Origin of the sequence: Pedobacter terrae, assembly GCF_900100705.1 — a bacterium.
Lineage (GTDB): Bacteria > Bacteroidota > Bacteroidia > Sphingobacteriales > Sphingobacteriaceae > Pedobacter > Pedobacter terrae.
In genome coordinates this window covers 177,163-196,855 of record NZ_FNCH01000004.1, presented here as the reverse complement: position 1 = coordinate 196,855, position 19,693 = coordinate 177,163, and the positions used below count along the sequence as shown (strand labels likewise).

Here is a 19,693-nt window from a genome sequence, read left to right as displayed (position 1 = left end):
ATATATCCTTAATATTAGCAAAACGTTCTGGCGAAAGTCAGGACGTTTTTGCTTTTATATCAATACTGAAGATTAGGCCCAAGCCTCATTTTAAGTTAGAAAATTGTCGACTGAATTTTCGCCCTTAAATACCCGGGATAAAAGGTTGTATAACTTAATTTTACCGCGTAAATTTGCAGACTTTTTGATCGCTATTACTAATTTAAGTAATTACGCTAAAAAGAATAGAAGCGAACAATTAAATTGGCTGAGAAGATTTACACTCAGCACTCCAAATACCAAACTTTAGTATGCATCCCAATATTATAAAAATCCAAAAAGAAATTGAGCCGCTTAGGCAAGAGATTATTAACCATAAGATTTATTCGGTAATCAGTGAGCTGGAAGATCTCCGCATTTTTATGGAACACCATATTTTCGCAGTCTGGGATTTTATGTCGCTGCTTAAAGCCTTACAGATTAATTTAACCTGCACCAGTTTACCCTGGTTCCCGGTAGGCGATCCAATTACCCGGCAATTGATCAATGAAATTGTTGCCGGCGAAGAATCCGATGTGGATGCTAATGGAGAAATAAAAAGCCACTTTGAACTCTACTTAGACGCGATGGAACAATGTGGCGCCAATACAAAGCCGATCCATATCTTTTTAGCGGAACTAAAAAATGGAAAAAGCTTTAATAAAGCCTTCGAAATTTCCAGGGCACCAGCAACTGCCAGAGATTTTGTTCATGCTACTTTCGAAACCATTAACAGTGGAAAAACTCATTTACAGGCTGCAAGTTTTACCTTTGGTCGTGAAGATTTAATTCCGAACATGTTTTTCAGCATGGTAAATGATTTGAACAGTACCCAGCCGGATCAGGTTTCGATTTTTAAATATTACCTGGAGCGCCATATAGAGGTAGATGGCGATCACCATAGCCATTTAGCGCTTTCTATGACAGCGCAGCTTTGTGAAAAAGATGAAGCATTTTGGATGGAGGCCGAAGAAACTGCAAAATGGGCGTTACAAAAAAGGATAGATCTGTGGGATGCTGCCTATGCCGAAATTGTTAAAAATAAAGTTGCGGCTTAATTATTAAATTGTTAAGTATTTACTAATTTTAGATTACGTGATTTTAGTCACATTTACCTGCTAACATCAATTTTATAAAATAAAATTTACACATTTGTTGTTCGGCACAAATAACCGATTTTTAAGCGCATGAGTTTCATTTTAAAACCTGTTGATATCGTTGAGAGCATCACTCCCGAAGATTTTAAGAAAAATTATCTGAAAACTAAACGTCCGTTAGTCATCAGGGGCCTAACTAAAGACTGGCCTGCCAGAGAAAAATGGACGACTGAATATTTAAAAAAAATTGGTGGGGACCTGGAAGTTCCGCTTTACGATAACTCTAAGGCAGATCCTTCAAAGCCGATTAATGCTGCTACAGCGCACATGAAATTTGGCGATTACCTTGACCTGATTAAACGTGAGCCTACCGAACTGCGCATATTCTTTTTTAACCTGTTTAAAAAAGTACCCAGTTTAATCAATGATGTAAAAATCCCAAAAGATTTAATGGGCGGTTTTATCGAAAGTATGCCGGCAATGTTCTTTGGCGGCTCTAATTCGGTAACCTTTTTACATTACGATATCGATTTACCACATATTTTCCACACCCACTTCGGGGGCAGAAAACACATCATTTTATTTGATTACAAATGGAAAGACAGGTTGTATTGCCTTCCAAATGCAACTTATGCTTTGGAAGATTACGATGTCGCCAATCCGGATTTCAAAAAATTCCCTGCATTGAATGGTGTAGAAGGTTATGAAGTTTTCTTAGAGCATGGCGATACTTTGTTTATGCCAACCGGAATGTGGCACTGGATGAAATATCTGGATGGTTCATTCTCTTTAAGTTTGAGGGCATGGGACCAATCGATTAGTCGTAAAGTAGCGAGTGTTTGGAGTTTGTTTACCCATGGCGCCATTGATAGTTTGATTAAAATGACTTTCAAAGAAAAATACGCTCATTGGAGAGAGAAAAAAGCAGTTAAAATAGCCGAAAAAGCGTTAGCCAAAGGCAGACCATAAAAATTGAAAAAAATTAAAATACAACGGGGCATCGGTAAACGATAGCCCCGTTTTTGTTATCATTGCAAATTATATTTTAGTGCACGTTAAAAATCGGATCACAGATGGATACCAATATACTTACCGAAAAACAAAAAATGCTGGCAGGCAAAGCTTATCTGGCTGGTGATGCAGAACTGTCAAAAGAAAGATTAAAAGCCCGCGAAATGGTTTACGAGTTTAATCATTTGGCTCCGAAATTCATTAAACAGCGTAAGGATTTATTGAAACGACTTTTTGGCAAAACAGAAAAAATGTTTTATGTAGAACCACCCTTCAGATGCGATTATGGCTATAATATTGAAATCGGTGATAATTTTTATGCCAATTTTAACCTCGTTATTTTAGATTGCGCAAAAGTGAGCATTGGTAATCATGTTTTTATAGCACCAAATGTGGCCATTTATACTGCAGGGCATCCCATTCATGCTCATTTGCGTGATCAGGAATATGAATGGGCACAAGAAATTACCATTGGCAATAGTGTCTGGATCGGTGGAAATGTAGTGATTAACCCGGGCGTTAAAATAGGATCTAACGTGGTAATCGGATCAGGAAGTATTGTAACCAGAGATATTCCGGATAACGTTTTTGCCGCAGGGAACCCATGCAGGATAATCCGCCAGTTAACTGATGCAGATAAAGATTATTATTACAAAGATTTTAAGTTAGGAGAGTAAATCAATCATCGTCCCGATTTTCAATCGGGATGTATGAGAAAGGCGATTTTATCGCCTTTACATTACTCTTACAGCATTAAAAATGCTATTCCCGCAAATCTTCGTTACAAACGAGGACTATAAAGGTAATTTTAGCTGAGATTCATTTAATTCACTTTAAATGAGCTAATCATCGAATCCAGCAGTTTATGATAATTCTTGGCCTCTTTTGCTTCGCCCATGAATATAAAAGAATAAGTTTTATCCTTAAGTTTAAAAAGGGCGATGCTCCCAATATTTCTATTTGCTATAACCGAGGTTTCGAAACCGACCCTAAGCGCTTCTTTATTTCCAACTTTAATATTGCGGGCAGTATCAAGTAATCCAAACGCTATCTTTTTTTGCCGATAGATACTTCTGTATGAACGAATTGTTTTCTCCAGAAATGAACTTAGATTGAGGTTTTTATTTATTTCTGTCAAAACCAGATAACCATCCTTGCTTAGAGGCTCTTGATTGTCTATGGAAATGATGCGTGTTCCCTTTATTCCATCAATGGGACGATCTTTTATTACTTTCCAATATTTATTGGGCAACTGAATACTCAATCCATTTTTTTGGTAAAGCACGGGCTGGTCTTTACGGTTTGAAGAGTAATTGCAAGAAACAAATAGTAAAAACGAAAAAATAACGCTAAGTATATTTTTCATGTTTGAAGTAAATGTTACTTATGAGCTATGATCTACAACCACTTTCCATTCGCCCTTAATTTTTTTAATTAATAAGGTGAAATACCCTTTCAGTTCATCTTTCTCACGTTTTACATTCCAGCTGCCCAATACAAAAGCCACATCAGGTTTTAAAAAATCAACCTTTTTTATGCCGAATACCAAAAAGCCCATGGCAGATTTATCAGGATAACCTTTTTTATAATTATCCAATGTTTTTTGCCAGCCATAAGTTGGTCCGCTTTTACCCACAAAAAGTAAACTATCCGATTTTTCATAACCCTGCATAAAAGCTTCAACATCACCTTTATTCCAATCGGTACGCTGCCTTTCAAGTAAATTAAGTATGGCTTGTTTATCTTTTGCATTTTGAGCAAAAGCACTAAAGGAAGCTAAAAACAATGCGATTACCAGTATTCTTTTCATCATTATCTGAGTTAAGGTAAAAATTAAAGATATGAAACAAATTATTTTGTTCCATGCTTAAAAATTCTTTATTTACATCTCTATAAATCTGCTATGCAAAATAAAGTAATTACAATTGGCGAAATACTCTGGGATGTTTTTCCGGAAGGCAAAAAAGCTGGCGGCTCGAGCATGAATGTTGCCCTTAATTTACACAAACAAGGTATAGAAAGCCGCTTTATTAGTGCCATAGGCCATGATGAAAACGGCAAAGAGCTAGTTAATTTTCTAACCGGCAGTCATTTCGGAACTGATTTAATTCAAATTAATGCAGCATTACCAACCAGTACGGTTGTGGTACAGCTAGACGAAAATCATCAGGCTACTTATACCATTAAACAACCCGTAGCATGGGATGATATCAAAACTACAGCCGAGAACATAAAGGCCGTACAACAGGCAGATGCCTTGGTGTATTGTAGCTTAACCTGCAGGGAAGATAAATCTAAAAAAACCATCCTTGAACTCTTAGACCATGCAAAAACTAAAATATTCGATATTAACCTCCGGGCACCATTTTATTCAAAAGAACTAATTGAGCAGCTTTTGGCCAAAGCAGATATCCTGAAAATAAACGAGGATGAAATTGTTTGGGTAAAAGAATCATTCGGTTTAACGGGCAATACTGATGAACAATTGTTAAAACAGCTTTCAAGCCAGTTTAATATCGAAACGATCTGCCTTACACTTGGTGATAAAGGTGCCTGCGTATTAAAGGAAGGCAAATTATTTAAACATGCGGGTTATAAGGTTCAGGTAGCTGATACCGTTGGTGCAGGCGATGCCTTTTTAGCCACTTTTATTGCCTGCTACCTGCAAGGTTACCCTATGGAAACCACTTTAGACAATGCCTGTAAGGTGGGTGCTTTTGTAGCCTCTCAACCAGGGGCAAACCCTGAGTATAATAAAAAGATTTACCACATGTCTCTTGAATAGAACATTCTGCTTCCAGTTGACAGTTTCCAGTTGACAGTTTTCAGTTGACAGTTTCCAGTTAACAGTTTTCAATTCAAGTTAATCCTTTCTATTTATACCTATTGGTTTTGCGTTAGGGATTGTAAGGGTTCAGTGCCGGTTCTTCACCGGTACCGAAGCGAAGCGCAGCCCTGAAAAGCCCGACCCTTTCCCGATTTTTCATCGGGATTGGGGAACGCCCAAATCAGTTTGCAATTGGCAATTGGCAGTTTGCAGTTTGCAGTTAGCCGTTTGTAATTGGCAGTTTACATTAACAGTTAGAAATTTTAGCTTAGCTGTGCTTTGATCTTTCAGCTTTTACCTTTTAGCTTCATTCCAAATATGACACCGCGCTTAAATTAATACTAAGCGAAACTTTTATCTTCGATAAATCGTTAATATAAACACATGAGAGGTTTTCGTTTTTCTGATTATAAGCCGGGCGATACGCCAAAAGGTGGTTTTGATGAGTTGCTGAAATTATTTAGCGAACTGCTAAATTATACAGCTGGAGATGCAGCAGAGGCTTTAAGCTGGCTGAACGAGCTGGACAAACAATATAAATTAACCAATAACGATTATGGTATCGGTAATTTTATCGACGACCTGAAAGATAAGGGCTACCTGACAGAAGACAATCAGTCGGGAGAATTTAAAATTACCGCCAAAACAGAACAGACCATCCGCAAATCTGCTCTGGACGAAATTTTCGGGAAACTCAAAAAATCTGGTCGCGGTAACCACAACAGCAGCCAATCTGGGATTGGGGAAGAGAAAAATGCCGACAGACGGGAATATAATTTCGGTGATAGTTTGGATCAGATCGATATGACTGCTTCGATACAAAATGCACAGATTAACCACGGCATTGGCGATTTCACTTTAACCGACCGCGATCTGGAAGTAGAGGAAAAGGATTTTAAAACCCTAACCTCTACGGTATTAATGATCGATATTTCGCACTCCATGATTTTATATGGCGAAGACCGGATTACCCCTGCAAAAAAAGTGGCCATGGCCCTGGCAGAGCTGATTAAAACGAAATACCCGAAAGATACTTTAGATATTGTGGTTTTTGGAAATGATGCCTGGCCCATTAGCGTGAAAGATCTGCCTTACTTGCAGGTTGGCCCATACCATACCAATACTTATGCGGGGTTAGAATTGGCTGCAGATCTGCTTCGCCGAAGGAAAACGCATAATAAACAGATTTTTATGATTACCGACGGAAAACCAACCTGCCTAAAGGAAAATGGTAAATACTATAAAAACAGTATGGGTTTGGATAGGAAGGTCATTAACAAAACCTTAAACATGGCAGCCCAATGTAAGCGGCTGAAGATTCCGATTACTACATTTATGATTGCCAAAGATCCTTACCTGCAACAGTTTGTTAGGCAGTTTACCGAAATTAATGGCGGCAGGGCTTTTTATAGCTCCTTAAATGGTTTGGGCGAATACATTTTTGAAGATTATATTAAAAATAGACGTAAAACAGTTAAGTAAGGTTGAAGGTAAAGGCAAGAAGGACGAAAGTAAAACCCATCGCCTAAATATTCAACTTATTACCAATAAGAGTAAGCGAAGATTGGAAGGTTGTTATTTACAAACTTTTGATCTGATTAACTTTTCAATATTTAAACCACGAAATGAAAAACACAACATTAGGCCAGTTAAAAACCACAGCATATAAATCAAGATCGGTAAAAGAAGAACTCAGGGAAAACCTGATTAAAGTTTTACGTGATAAAAAAACAGAGTTTGAAGGCATTATTGGTTATGATGAAACGGTGATTCCTGAGCTGCAAACCGCCATTTTATCGCGTCATAACATTTTACTTTTAGGTTTACGCGGACAGGCAAAAACGCGTATCGCCCGTTTAATGGTCAACCTACTGGATGAATATGTACCATACGTAGCCGGAAGTGAGATTTTCGATGATCCGTTGAATCCAATTTCCTGGTATGCTAAAAATGAAATTGCCACCAAGGGTGATGAAACCGAAATTGCCTGGTTGCACAGAAGTGAGCGATATACCGAAAAGCTGGCGACACCAGATGTTACCGTTGCCGATTTAATTGGCGATGTTGACCCTATTAAAGCTGCTACACTGAAATTAACCTATAATGATGAACGTGTAATCCACTTTGGTTTAATTCCGCGTGCACACCGTAGTATATTTGTAATCAATGAGCTGCCCGATCTACAGGCACGTATCCAGGTGGCCCTATTTAACATGCTGCAGGAAAAAGATATCCAGATTCGCGGTTTCAAATTGCGTTTACCTTTAGATATCCAGTTTGTATTTACGGCAAATCCGGAAGATTACACCAACCGTGGAAGCATTGTTACACCACTAAAAGACAGGATTGAAAGTCAGATTTTGACCCATTACCCAAAAACAGTCGAAATTTCGCGCCAGATCACCTTCCAGGAGGCAAAATTAACGGCTGATCAACGCGCCAATATTGAGGCGGATGGATTGGTAAAAGATTTAATAGAGCAAATTGCTTTTGAAGCGCGTAAAAGTGAATATATAGATCAAAAATCGGGTGTATCGGCAAGGTTAACCATTTCTGCCTATGAGAATCTGATCAGCACCGCTGAAAGAAGAATGCTGATTGCAGGTGAGAAAAACACCTTTGTACGTTTATCTGATCTTGCTGGAATTATCCCGGCCATAACGGGCAAGATAGAATTGGTTTATGAAGGCGAATTGGAAGGACCTGCACATGTAGCCACTACATTAATTGGCAAGGCTGTTAAAACCATGTTCGCACGTTATTTCCCCGATCCGGAAAAAGCAAAGAAAACAAAAACGGCTAATCCTTATACCGAAATAACCGAGTGGTTTACCGATGGGAATAATGTTGATGTTACCGACGCTTTAACGAATGCACAATACAAAAAGGCACTGATGCTGGTACCAGGTTTATATGATCTGGTGACGAAGTTTCATCCTAAGTTAAGCGAGAACCAAAATTTACTGTTAATGGAATTTGTGTTACATGGTTTGGCCGAATACTCACAACTGAGCAAAAACTTTTTAAATGGCGGCTTCGGCTTTTCTGATATGTTTGGCAGTTTATTCAACGCCGAATTTGATGAAGAAGAGGATGAAGACGATTTCAGATAATATCGAATTTCTCTAATTTGATTAGCTTTGACAATTCTTCCTTAAAGAAGAATCTGTTAAAGCTTTTTATTTATAAACCTTAAACATAATGGGAAGATTACCCTTCATCATTGCAGCCTGCATCTTTATTATTGCATTTGATATTTATTGCTTTAAAGCCATCACTGCTGTCTTTAATAAATGGAAACCAAATACCAAAAAGATATTTTCCATTGCCTATTGGACTTATAGCTCCTTATTGATTATTGGTGTTTTTTGTGGCATTTACCTAAATCTTTTCCTAACCTTAAGGGCCATCATTTTAGTGGCTTTCTTTTTAACCGTAGCCTGTAAATTGGCTATGTTACCCTTTTTAGTATTGGATGACTTACGCAGGTTATTCCTCAAAATTTTTAGAAAAAAACACATCGTAAAAGACCAGCCAATTAGCGAGGCAGCACCGATATCAAGATCAGAATTTCTGGTGAAAGCTGGATTGGTGGCCGCAGCAGTTCCTTTAACCTCATTGAGTTGGGGTATTATTTCAGGCGCATACGATTACCAGGTAAGGCGCGTAAATTTAATCCTCCCTAACCTACCCAAAGCTTTTGACGGGATTACGATGGGGCAGATTTCTGACATCCACTCGGGTAGCTTTTACAACAAAACGGCTGTAAAAGGTGGTGTAGAAATGTTGTTGGGCGAGAAACCCGATTTTATCTTTTTTACCGGTGATTTGGTAAATAACCTCACGAACGAAGTAAGGGACTATCAGGATATATTTTCGAAAGTAAAAGCACCACTAGGTGTATATTCTTCATTAGGCAACCACGATTACGGTGATTATTATTTCGGCAAAGAATCATCTCCTGCCAAAGTAAAAAACCTGAAGGATATGGTTGATGTGCATAAAATAATGGGCTACGATCTTTTAATGAACGAAAACAGGAGATTAAAGGTAGATGGAGAAGAAATCGGGATTTTAGGCATTGAAAACTGGGGAATGGGGCGTTTTCCAAAATATGGGAAGATGGAACTCGCAGTTCAAAATACGGATGATTTACCAGTTAAACTTTTGTTGAGTCACGATCCTTCACACTGGCGTGGAGAGGTTTTAAAGAAATACCCCCAAATAGATGCCATGTTTAGCGGCCATACCCATGGCATGCAGCTTGGTGTGCGTTTAAAAGAAATGCAATGGAGCCCGGTGCAATACATTTACAAAGAATGGGCTGGCTTGTATCAGGAGCAAAAACAGCAGCTTTATGTTAATGTGGGCTACGGCTTTTTAGGTTATCCGGGCAGGGTTGGTATTTTACCAGAGATAACGATATTTACGCTTAAAAGGGCATAATAAATCATTCGTCATTTCGACTGGAGTGCAACGGAATGGAGAAATCTATAAAGAAAGCTTAGATAATCTATGATAGATTTCTCCACTACGGTCGAAATGACGACTGTTATTTATCCCGCATTAAATCGATAACCTACCCCTCTAACGGTTTGTAGCAACTGTGGGTTATCAGGATTCAATTCTATCTTCTTACGTAAGCGTACAATATGCATATCAAGTGTTCTGGTATTTACATCAGAGTTGTAGCCCCAAACCACGAGCATCAATTCATCACGATTAATTACCTTGCCAGGGTTACGCAGAAAATAAAGGAGGATACGGTTTTCCAATATCGTTAATTCGATTTTCTTTCCATCTCTGAATAAAGTATGAATGTTTGGATGGTGCTCCATATTGCCAAAACGGTGTATTTCGGCCGAATCTTTATTGACGATAAATTTCACCTTATTCTCCAACATGGCCACCAAAACATCCATATTAAATGGTTTGGTGATATAATCAGATGCACCAAAATTATAGGCATCAATTTTATCTACATCCTGTGCCTTAGCAGTCATCATAATCACCAGGTTTTCGAAACCCTGTTTACGTATATTTTCGCAAACCTCAGCACCTTGTTTGCCGGGCATCATCCAATCTAACAAAACAATATCAGGCTGATCAGCCAAAATCATTCTTTCTCCCGCTTCACCATCATTTGCTTCCATCACCGTGTAACCTTCAGCCTTTAATCGGTGTGCTACCAAAAAACGAAGATTCTCATCATCTTCTACTATTAATATTTTTACTTCTTTAGACATTTATGTGTGTTTTAATACGGTTGTAAGGTTGAAACGTTGTCATGTTTGAAGGTTAAGTCTAACTTTAACCTTCCAACCTTTAACTTTCCAATTTTTAACTATTATAAGGTAGCACGATTTTAAACTCCGTACCACTTCCTACTTTACTTTTTACGGAGATTTCTCCTTCCATAAAGTTAACCAGTTCTTTGCAGAATGCCAAACCCAGGCCAACACTGCCCATTTGGTTATATTCATTCTGGATCCTGAAAAACTTTTTAAATATATTGTTTAATTCAGATGACGCGATGCCTATCCCTTTATCGGCAAAGCGAAAAACCAGCACCCCTTTTATCAGCTTTGCACTAATGTGTAATTTTTTCTGTTCTGGTTTAGAATACTTGTAAGCGTTCTCTGCCAGATTATCGAACAGACTTCCTAACAACACCGGGTCAGTAATAAAGGTTTTAAAGCCTACCACTTCGTAGGTAATCTTAAAATCAGGATGTTTTAGCGTATGTGATTCGATTGTACTTTCAATAAAATCAACAATATTAACTTCTTCCTGGTTGAGTTTTATCGCCTTATTTTCGATTTGTGTAAAGGCCAGTAATTTGTTCATTAGACCGTTCAGCTTGTCGGCTTCTTCATCCAGTATCTTGCCATAAAGCTGTTGCTCTTTCTGACTCAAAGCGGCTGCACTTTTAATATTGTTCCCAGCAATTTTGATTACACTCACGGGCGTTTTAAACTCATGTGTAAGGTTATTTACGAAATCGTACTGTAACTTAAACATTTTACTATTAATGTTCAGGTTACGATAAATCAGAAATGCAACCAATAAAAGCACGCCATATACCAGCAAGAGCACTAAAGCGATCGGCATGAAGTAAATAAAAATTTCTTTCTTAATGTAGGATTTTGATGAAATTAGGTATAATTTAAAATCGGAAAATGCGCCTGGCAGTGCAATTTCGGTATTGATATTTTCGTCTGGGGTATCAATCGGATCGTAAGTTAGCGGTTCAATCCTGATCGTTTGGTACAATAAGGGCCTGGTATTAATGATCTTGATTTTATGTGCATCAAGATTAAAAACCATTACATCCTGTTGATATACGGGAGCCGGATTTAACTTCCGCCTGATCATATCTTTATATACCCTTAAATCTTCCCGGCGGGGAATATTCAGGTAAGTAATTTTATTTTCATTAGAATTAACGATAGAAAAATTGGTGAACAACTCTTCTTGTGTAGGTACTGATGCGGTATCGAGATCCTCAACAAAAGTGGCAAGTTTAATGGCAATTGCATTAAAATCACTCCCTAAGGTAAAAGATTTGGTATCATCTGCTGAATACAACTTTACAGAATCAGGCTTTATCCCTTTCCCGAACTGAAAAATAGATTTTGGACCAATACCCAGGTGGTTTGCATTGATTCCATCCTTAACAGGAACATTCTTTACTTCTGTATCGTAAAAAGTAACCTTTGAAATGAAGGGATACTTTAACATCACCGTATCTACAAACTTTGCAGCAGTAGAAGAATCTAAATAGCCATTGTAATATGAAATCTCAGGCATTTTATTCTGAAAAAAATCATTGTATGGCTTAATACTCTGTTCAAGTACATTTACCTTCTCAGAAACAAAGTCGTTCTCTATCGTTTTTTTGCTATAGTTAAATGCAAGGAAAAGCGATAGGATAAAAAGAATGGAAATGAGTACAATAAAAGTTATACCCAGGGAGAAATTTTTACGGTAACTGCTTTTTTTATCTAAGGCCATACCTATTTCTTACCTAGATTTTCTTTTAAAAATGCTTCTAAAGCTTTGTATAGTGCTGTTCTACTCTGTTGGCGAACGATTGGGTCAGGACCTTCCTCTTTTTCGATATAGGTAACCTGAACGTTCCTTTTTTTAAGTTCTTTGATGAACTGCACCCCTTCTGCTACGTTAACCGTCGGGTCTTTTGGATTTTGGGCAATAAAGACAGGAGATCTGAACCGTTCTGCATGAAACACGGGTGAAGCAAACCGCATATAATCGGTATCGGTTACAGGATTGCCAATAATTTCGTAATACATCTGCAATTTAGCCTTTAAAAATGGAGGAAAGGTTTTCAGATAACTGAACAGGTTAATTACCCCAGAATTTGATCCGCCGCACTTATAAAGATCAGGATTTTTATATAAACAATTTAAAGCAATGTAACCGCCAAACCCATTGCCATAAATGGCAATTTTTTTAGGGTTGGCAATTTTTTCCTCAATCAGCCATTTAACACCATCGTTAACATCATTCTGTATTTTATCGCTCCATTGTTTAAAACCTGCAGCATAAAACGATTTCCCATAACCGGTAGAACCACGGTAATTTACCTGCAAAACGGCATAACCCCGGTTGGCCAAAAACTGTACCTCTGCATTGTAACCCCAGCTGTTTCTAGATTTAGGGCCATTATGTGGCAGTACAACCACAGGCAGGTTAGCTGCCTTTTTATTTTTTGGCAAGGTTAAATAACCATTAATTATTAAACCATCCCGGCTTTTGAAGCTGATGGGTGCCATGGCATTCATCTCTTCCGGTTTAATGTAAGGACTCACGTCAGTAAGCTTTTTAAGCTTTTGATCTACAGCCGTATATAAATAATAAGAACCTGGATTTTTATCGGTAAATGTGCGTATCACAAATACTTTATCGGTTTTATCCCTATCCATAATAATCCACTCAGTACCGGGTAAAAGCTTATCAATGCCAGAGTAAGCCACTTTTGTACTGTCATCCAGATAAAACTTTTCCCTTTTCCATGTTTCGCAGGTTGCAAAAAGCATTTTTTTACGGAAACGGGAGTAGGTTGCATCCACTACATTTAAGGTATCATTTGCGAAAAGTACCTGTTTTTCTTTGCCACTTTTTAAATCAATTGCTACCAGTGCATTTTTATCCCGGTTAACACTAGAGATAGCATAAAGCACGTTGGGTTGATCTTCCGAAAATGCAATCGGCTGCAAAGTTGTTTCAAAATTATTGGTAATTACAGGTACAAAAGCCTCGTTTTCCTTTTCGCGGTACATTAGGGTTTCATTCACTCCGTCACTGGCAACGGCAATTTTAAGTACACCTTTACTGTCTGTCATCCATTTGGTAATATTGCCTGGGTTTTTTGCCGCAATCTCCATTTTTCCATCCCGCACGTTTAAGCGGTATACATCAAAAACAGTCGAATCGCGTTTATTGGAGGCTACAATAATGTATTTATCATTAATTAGCTGATCTTCTATTACCCTTAACCTGTTCTTCTCGTTGGCACTCAATTGCACCTGCTTGCTTCCATCTTTATTGATCACAAAAATATCAGACCTGCGTTCTTTAGATCCATCTTCGGTATAATAAATCAGCTCATTATTGCTGGTCCAGAAGTGGAAACTGATATTCTTTCCATTCAAATGGGTTAACTGAACACTATTTCCGGTGGCAAGATCTTCAGCAAAAAGATCAAGTTTTTTATCATGAAGTTTCAAATACGAAAGACTTTTCCCATCAGGCGAAATGCGATAGTAGGCTTTATCCTGCGTTTTAAAAAATTCGTCTACAGGAATAGTATCATGGTTTGTGCCTTTGCAAGCCCAGATCAATGCAACCATTAACAATAGGAAAATCCTTTTAAGCATAAATAAATCCTTTACGGGATGACAAAAATAAACATCACATTAATTTAACAGCGATTTACACCAACAAAGTTACTCATGCGATCTAATAATAAGTAGTGGTTCAATTTAGTATTTATAAAATACCTACAAAATAAAATACAGGTAACATTTAAAATACGTTTAATATCCATTGGCCGTTTAGCTAAAGATGTATTAAAATATTACATTTAAAACTTATAATTTAGGGTTTATGAACCGTTTTCTTTTCATCATATTCTTATTGCTATCATTTGGGGCAAGTGCGCAAATTTCCCGCCCCAATCAGCAAATTGCTCCTGATGAAAGTAGCCTGGCTATCCAATATTATCAGGATGGCGAATACGACAAAGCGGCTGTGCTACTGGAAAAACTCTATGCCACCCCAAATAACGAAGCCTATTTCGACATTTACTTTAATGCGTTGCTAAAATTGAAACGCTATGATGTGGCGGAGAAAGTGGTTAAAAAGGAAATCAAAAAAAATCCACAGAACGATATTTATCCAATCGCCTTGGGCAAGCTTTATCAGGAGAAAGGCGATGTACAGGCGGCCAATAAAATCTTTAATGAGGTCATAGCAAAACTACCAAAAGAGGAATTTAGGATCAGAAATCTGGCCAATAGCTTTTATCGGTTTGAAAATTACGACTATGCGGTACAAACTTTTAAACAAGGCAGAAAACTATTTGGAGACGATCAAATGTTTGTCTTCGAATTATTAAACATTTACCGTTTTAAAAAAGATAAGCCCATGCTGATGCAAGAGTATTTGGATGCCCTTGCAACAATGCCACAACTTTTACCGCAGGCCGAAATTGTACTCTCTTCTATTTTTGAAGATAAAAATGATTATCAAACGTTTCAGGCAGCCATTTTAAAAAAAGTACAAAAAGCGCCTGATGCCGAAGTTTACGTTCAGTTACTTACCTGGAATTACATTCAACAACAGGAATTTGACATGGCATTGCGCCAGCTTATTGCGTACGATAAACGAACCAAAGCAGATGGGGGCTCCTTATTTAATGCTATTTACACTTTTGTAGACAACGGCGCTTACGAAACAGCGATTAAAGCGTATGACTATATACTGACCAAAGGAAAAGACAACCAATATTATCTTCCCTCAAAAATAGAAATGCTGAATACCAGGTACAACCTACGTACCAGTGGAAAATATACCATTGCCGACATTGATCTCCTGGCGAAAGATTATCAGGCATTATTAAATGAAAACGGCAAGAACAGGAACACACTTTTTGCTATAAAAAAACTAGCGAACCTGCAGGCTTATTATCTAAATCAGCCAGCCAATGCTGAAAAAGAACTGGAAGAAGCGATAAAAATGCCTGGTATTAACGATCAAGACTTAGGCCAGCTAAAACTCGATTTAGGTGATATTTATATTTTAACTAACCAACCCTGGGAAGCTTTTTTAGTGTACGAGCAGGTGAGCAAACGGTTTGAAGGACAACCGATAGGAAATGAGGCCCGCTTCAGGAGCGCTAAACTTTCTTTTTATCAGGGCAATTTCGAATACAGCAATAGCCAATGTTTAGTGCTAAAAGCCGCTACCTCACAACTAATTGCCAATGATGCACTAAACCTAAGTTTATTGATTAGTGATAACATCCAGACACCAGCCGATAGCAATGCCTTAAAAATGTATGCTGATGCAGAAATGCTTTTATTTAGAAACCTGCCTGAAAAGGCTATAAAAAAAATGGATAGCATTGCGATTGCCTATCCTCAAAATAGCTTAACGGATGCGATAATGATGAGTAAAGCACGGATTTTTATTAAAGCAAACGATTTTCAAAAAGCTGTTGATATTCTTAAAAAAGTAACGGAAGAATTTAAAGATGGAATCTGGACGGATGATGCCCTATTTACGTTAAGCGATCTGTACGAGAAGAAACTGAACGATATTGTGCAAGCAAAAATATATTTTCAAAAACTGATTACGGATTATCCTGGAAGTATGTTCAGCGCTGAGGCAAGAAAAAGATTTAGGAATTTGCGGGGAGATGGGGTTTAGTTTATCAGTGGTTCATTAGTCATTGGTTGATTTGTTTGGTTAATTATAAATCGGTTAACCGACTCCAAACCCAGAACACCAAACTCCCAACTATTATTCCCAATTCCAAACCACTACATTCCATTCTACATCGCTACTATCCGTATAAGTGTAAATTACCTCGAAGCCAATACGCTTATGCGCATTCATTGATCTTAAATTAATACTGGCGATCTCCGTGATTGCGAAGTCATACCTACCTTTAAAATAATCTTTGTAGGCATGATAACATTTATCAAACAAGCCTTTTCCCCGATAATCATAGCCTACGCACACCTGCCCAACTACAACATAATGATAATCAGAAATGGGTTTCCCCTGATATATAATGTGGTCAAAACTTTCGTACATTTCAACCAATCTCGGAATATCGCTTTTAGATTGGTCGGTCATTGCTAATACATAGGCTGCAATAACATCGCCATCCTTTGCAACAATATTAGGTTCGTATCCATGCAGCTTTTCCAGATCATCTAGCGAGTGCGAAACAGTAACAAACCCTTGCGTTTTAATTTGTTCTGGCGTTAAATCCTGTTTTAGGTTTTGCCTTTGAAGTTCAAGAATTCCTTTAAGATCTTTGGTGGAAGAGGTAGTGATGATAATCATTAGTGCAGACATTTATGAATCTAATGCAATAATTGTTAAGGTTAACAATAAAATGAAGCAAATTACTGCTAAAATTAAAATCCTGGCACCATGCTGTCTATCCATTAAGGAATAGGAAAAAACTTTTTCCCCGGTACTTAATGTCCGCTTTTTTTTCATTAAATCCCAGCCGATAACCAAGCCTAAAATGCCGCCAAAAATGGCAGTGAGGTAACCAGTATAAATGTAGTTGCGTGTCGAATGATCTATTTTTTGAGAAGCGTTGGTTCGTATCATGCGTAAAAACAATAAGAATCGCCAAATTTAAATGATTAACACCACTTTAAAGAATAAAATCTATATTCATCAATTTTTAACATTTACATATTTATCTACCTTTGTATATGTTTTTATATAATGTTACGCTCATCCTCGAAGATGCAGCAGCTGAAGAATGGTTACAGTGGATGCAGAATGTTCATATTCCACAAGTTATGGCTACAGGTATGTTTATTTCAAACCGTTTATTGAAAGTTGTTGATTCACCTAATGAAGGGGTAACTTACTGTTCACAATACGTTGTAGAATCATTAGACCACTACAATCAATACCAGGAAACATTTGCACCAGCTTTACAGGCGGAGCTAAACGAAAAATACAAAAACCGTTTTGTTGCCTATAGAAGTTTGATGGAATTTATACCCCCAACCCCCTAAAGGGGGCTTGCCCCAAGCAAAATATAATTCCCCTTTAGGGGATTAGGGGTTAAGCTTCTCGTTATTCTTATGCCTATTGGCATCCCGGATACTTTTTTTCTCGAGGTTCTTTTCTAAAGCTTCGGTTAAATTTATACCAGTTTGATTAGCTAAACAGATTAAAACAAACATCACGTCAGCCATTTCATCGGCCAGATTAACGGCTTCATCACTCTTTTTAAAAGACTGTTCGCCATATTTGCGGGCCATAATACGGGCTACCTCCCCTACCTCTTCCATTAAAATGGCCGTATTGGTTAATTCATTAAAATAACGGATACCCGTAGTATTAATCCAGCGGTCTACTGTTTCCTGTGCTTCGTTAATGGTCATTTTTTTCTTCTTCTATTTCTGATTTTATAATATTACTCACTTCGGGCTTTGCATCTTCAAGCAAAAACACACTAGCTCCCCTTTCTCTTGCATAAGGTGTTTTTATTTCCCCGATTTTGGTAATCTTGCCAAAATAGGGCTGCTCTCTCTTACGCAGGGGGTCTTCATCTTTTGATTCGGTGATCATAATGAAGTTTTTGATTGGTTTATCCATTTTAAACCAATACAGATAATCGGCATTGTAGGATACCGCATTGATGTTTTTATATTTTGAATAATAATTGATTGCACCTGCTTGTCCATAATTATCAGCACGTATCAATAAGGTAGATTTATCTTTAACCTTACCGTAAGCAATATCAACAAGTGCGGCCAGTTCCTTCCAGCCCTGCATATCCGCATAATCTTGTGGCAGCTCATGGTTCTTGCCATCTTCCCAACGCAATGCCCCAACCCGCTCAAACCTTTTATGGTGGGCAATAATTTCATCAGGACTGTAAACCGGCATTAAGAGCGGTAACAAATAAATAAATGAGCCAATATTAAAAGCAAACAGACACCCCGTTAATATATATTTCTTTGCTAAAAACCGACTTAAATAAACCGCACCAAAAGCCAGTAAAACTGGGTATAAGCCGAGGGCATAATAATCTTTTGCTTTAAAATAACTAAATACGGCCAGGGTAATAAAATAAGTAAGGATGATCCAGCCATGTTTCCTGAAATCTTTATAAAAAATCAGACTACCAATCCCAGCCAGAAGCACAAATATCGAACTGATAAAAAAGAGAAACTGTGTGATCAAAAAATCTATACGTTTTACATGTACCAATTGTGTAGCCTGCAAAAGTTTCATGTGGGTGAGCACAGGGAAATGGTGATTAATCTGCCAGATTAAATTAGGCGAAATAATTACAAGTATCAGTAAAACTGATAGATAAAGATGTTTATCCGCAAATATTTTCCGGTTTGACGTAATAATAATAGCAGGCAACAAGCCAATAATCAAAAAAAGGATATTATACTTATTCAAAAAGCCTAAAGCCACAAAAATGGCAAAAGAATAAAGGTATTTAGCCTCATTTTTATTGAAATATTTTAGCAAATAATAGAAGACTGCCGTCCATGCCAAAACATCAAAAGAATTAGGTTGATAAAGGGTATTTAATCTAAGTAGAGAAGAACATAAAAAGGCTACCGCAACCAGGCATTTGGCCAGTAAGTTTCCTTTTAAAAAATCAACGATTTTCCAGCAGTAAAGTAGAGTTAAAACACCTATTAAGGCAGGAACAAACTTTACCATAAAAACACCATTGCCAAAAGCTTTAATCAGCCAGGAAAATAGCGAAGTTAACGGTGGAACGGAAGTAAAACCTGCCGCAAGATGATTGGCCTGATCTAAATGCAGGAATTCATCGCGGTGTAATTCATAAACGGAATTAACCAATACAAAAGATAACGTTAATTTTAACATCAGAAAAAATACCAGACAACCATATTCCGCTGGTCGGTTCGGATTTTTATCCTTCATATTAGATTAAGTTTGTTTATTGAAATAGAATGACTTACGGTTTTGACTGCTCATCAGCTAATTAGTTACGTTCAGTACGATTAAATTTGTTACTCCTTGTTTTTGGTATCTATTATAATTGTAACCGGTCCATCGTTTAATAAAGCAATTTTCATATCTGCACCAAAAATTCCCGTCTTTACCCTCTTCCCTAATAAAAACGAAAGTTCATCGATCATTTTCTCATACAGTGGAATTGCTACATCTGGTCGCGCTGCCCTTGTAAAACCCGGACGGTTTCCTTTCCTGGTAGATGCAAATAAAGTAAACTGACTAATCAGTAAAATATCACCTCCCACATCGGCAAGTGCTTTATTCATCATCCCGTTTTCATCACTAATAACACGCATGCCAATAATTTTCTGGGCCAACCACGCTAAATCTTCTAAAGTATCTGCATTTTCAATACCTAACAACACCAGAAATCCGTTTTCTATGGCTCCTGTTACCTCACCATCAACCGTGCAACTGGCCTGAGTAACTCTTTGTAAAACTGCCCGCATTT

General features: G+C 37.6%; 19 protein-coding genes. 9 read left to right on the top strand and 10 right to left on the bottom strand.

Annotated elements, in window-relative coordinates:
* Nucleotides 1–290 precede the first annotated feature (290 nt).
* The 3 genes from BLR60_RS07375 to BLR60_RS07365 all read left to right on the top strand — a co-directional run bounded on the left by BLR60_RS07375 (nt 291) and on the right by BLR60_RS07365 (nt 2,803).
* Complete coding sequence (locus BLR60_RS07375; protein WP_090498319.1) at nt 291–1,076, top strand: DUF3050 domain-containing protein; 786 nt, start codon at nt 291–293, stop codon at nt 1,074–1,076.
* A 129-nt stretch (nt 1,077–1,205) separates the two neighbouring features.
* Nucleotides 1,206–2,084 carry a cupin-like domain-containing protein gene (locus tag BLR60_RS07370; protein WP_090498317.1) on the top strand — a complete coding sequence of 293 codons (879 nt, stop codon included), beginning with the start codon at nt 1,206–1,208 and terminating at the stop codon, nt 2,082–2,084.
* Between the two features lie 104 nt (nt 2,085–2,188).
* Entirely contained in the window at nt 2,189–2,803 is a 615-nt protein-coding gene (locus tag BLR60_RS07365) for a sugar O-acetyltransferase (protein WP_208600591.1), read from the top strand.
* A 146-nt stretch (nt 2,804–2,949) separates the two neighbouring features.
* Here BLR60_RS07365 and BLR60_RS07360 read toward each other — a convergent pair whose 3' ends face one another.
* Nucleotides 2,950–3,492: a hypothetical protein gene (locus BLR60_RS07360; protein ID WP_090498315.1), complete on the bottom strand. Its 543-nt coding sequence runs from the start codon at nt 3,490–3,492 to the stop codon at nt 2,950–2,952.
* A gap of 18 nt (nt 3,493–3,510) precedes the next feature.
* A complete protein-coding gene (locus BLR60_RS07355; RefSeq protein WP_244155608.1) occupies nt 3,511–3,939 on the bottom strand; it encodes a YybH family protein in 429 nt (142 codons plus the stop codon).
* Nucleotides 3,940–4,029: 90 nt separating this feature from the next.
* Here BLR60_RS07355 and BLR60_RS07350 point away from each other — a divergent pair, with 90 nt between their 5' ends.
* The 4 genes from BLR60_RS07350 (at nt 4,030) to BLR60_RS07335 (ending at nt 9,399) form a co-directional block, all read left to right on the top strand.
* On the top strand, nt 4,030–4,911 hold the full coding sequence (locus BLR60_RS07350; RefSeq protein WP_090498313.1) for a carbohydrate kinase family protein: 882 nt from the start codon (nt 4,030–4,032) through the stop codon (nt 4,909–4,911).
* Between the two features lie 426 nt (nt 4,912–5,337).
* The gene (locus tag BLR60_RS07345; protein ID WP_090498312.1) at nt 5,338–6,435 is read left to right on the top strand and encodes a vWA domain-containing protein; all 1,098 of its coding nucleotides are present in this window, start codon (nt 5,338–5,340) and stop codon (nt 6,433–6,435) included.
* A gap of 143 nt (nt 6,436–6,578) precedes the next feature.
* Complete coding sequence (locus BLR60_RS07340) at nt 6,579–8,066, top strand: MoxR family ATPase (RefSeq protein WP_090498310.1); 1,488 nt, start codon at nt 6,579–6,581, stop codon at nt 8,064–8,066.
* Between the two features lie 88 nt (nt 8,067–8,154).
* Complete coding sequence (locus tag BLR60_RS07335; protein WP_090498308.1) at nt 8,155–9,399, top strand: metallophosphoesterase; 1,245 nt, start codon at nt 8,155–8,157, stop codon at nt 9,397–9,399.
* Between the two features lie 110 nt (nt 9,400–9,509).
* On the opposite strand, the gene BLR60_RS07330 is transcribed toward BLR60_RS07335, so the two are convergent.
* The 3 genes from BLR60_RS07330 to BLR60_RS07320 form a co-directional block, all read right to left on the bottom strand.
* A complete protein-coding gene (locus BLR60_RS07330; RefSeq protein WP_090498306.1) occupies nt 9,510–10,199 on the bottom strand; it encodes a response regulator transcription factor in 690 nt (229 codons plus the stop codon).
* A gap of 94 nt (nt 10,200–10,293) precedes the next feature.
* Nucleotides 10,294–11,967, bottom strand: coding sequence for a sensor histidine kinase (locus BLR60_RS07325; RefSeq protein ID WP_090498304.1), 1,674 nt, complete (start codon nt 11,965–11,967; stop codon nt 10,294–10,296).
* Nucleotides 11,968–11,969: 2 nt separating this feature from the next.
* Nucleotides 11,970–13,853, bottom strand: coding sequence for a S9 family peptidase (locus tag BLR60_RS07320; protein WP_090498302.1), 1,884 nt, complete (start codon nt 13,851–13,853; stop codon nt 11,970–11,972).
* Nucleotides 13,854–14,082: 229 nt separating this feature from the next.
* On the opposite strand from BLR60_RS07320, the gene BLR60_RS07315 reads away from it, so the two are divergent.
* The gene (locus BLR60_RS07315) at nt 14,083–15,906 is read left to right on the top strand and encodes a tetratricopeptide repeat protein (RefSeq protein WP_090498300.1); all 1,824 of its coding nucleotides are present in this window, start codon (nt 14,083–14,085) and stop codon (nt 15,904–15,906) included.
* Nucleotides 15,907–15,999: 93 nt separating this feature from the next.
* On the opposite strand, the gene BLR60_RS07310 is transcribed toward BLR60_RS07315, so the two are convergent.
* Both BLR60_RS07310 and BLR60_RS07305 read right to left on the bottom strand, forming a co-directional pair.
* The gene (locus BLR60_RS07310) at nt 16,000–16,563 is read right to left on the bottom strand and encodes a GNAT family N-acetyltransferase (RefSeq protein ID WP_208600590.1); all 564 of its coding nucleotides are present in this window, start codon (nt 16,561–16,563) and stop codon (nt 16,000–16,002) included.
* Complete coding sequence (locus tag BLR60_RS07305; RefSeq protein ID WP_090498298.1) at nt 16,564–16,827, bottom strand: hypothetical protein; 264 nt, start codon at nt 16,825–16,827, stop codon at nt 16,564–16,566.
* A 107-nt stretch (nt 16,828–16,934) separates the two neighbouring features.
* Here BLR60_RS07305 and BLR60_RS07300 point away from each other — a divergent pair, with 107 nt between their 5' ends.
* A complete protein-coding gene (locus BLR60_RS07300; protein ID WP_090498296.1) occupies nt 16,935–17,246 on the top strand; it encodes a DUF4286 family protein in 312 nt (103 codons plus the stop codon).
* A gap of 42 nt (nt 17,247–17,288) precedes the next feature.
* Here the strand turns inward: BLR60_RS07300 and BLR60_RS07295 are convergent, their stop codons facing one another.
* From BLR60_RS07295 to dtd, 3 genes are all read right to left on the bottom strand, one after another.
* Nucleotides 17,289–17,618 (bottom strand): nucleotide pyrophosphohydrolase, encoded by a 330-nt coding sequence (locus BLR60_RS07295; RefSeq protein WP_090498294.1) that lies wholly within the window; start codon nt 17,616–17,618, stop codon nt 17,289–17,291.
* Nucleotides 17,608–19,149 (bottom strand): glycosyltransferase family 39 protein, encoded by a 1,542-nt coding sequence (locus BLR60_RS07290; RefSeq protein ID WP_090498292.1) that lies wholly within the window; start codon nt 19,147–19,149, stop codon nt 17,608–17,610. Before BLR60_RS07290 ends, BLR60_RS07295 begins: the two co-directional genes overlap by 11 nt.
* A gap of 89 nt (nt 19,150–19,238) precedes the next feature.
* Nucleotides 19,239–19,691, bottom strand: coding sequence for a D-aminoacyl-tRNA deacylase (gene dtd, locus BLR60_RS07285; protein ID WP_090498290.1), 453 nt, complete (start codon nt 19,689–19,691; stop codon nt 19,239–19,241).
* Between the last annotated feature and the right edge of the window lie 2 nt (nt 19,692–19,693).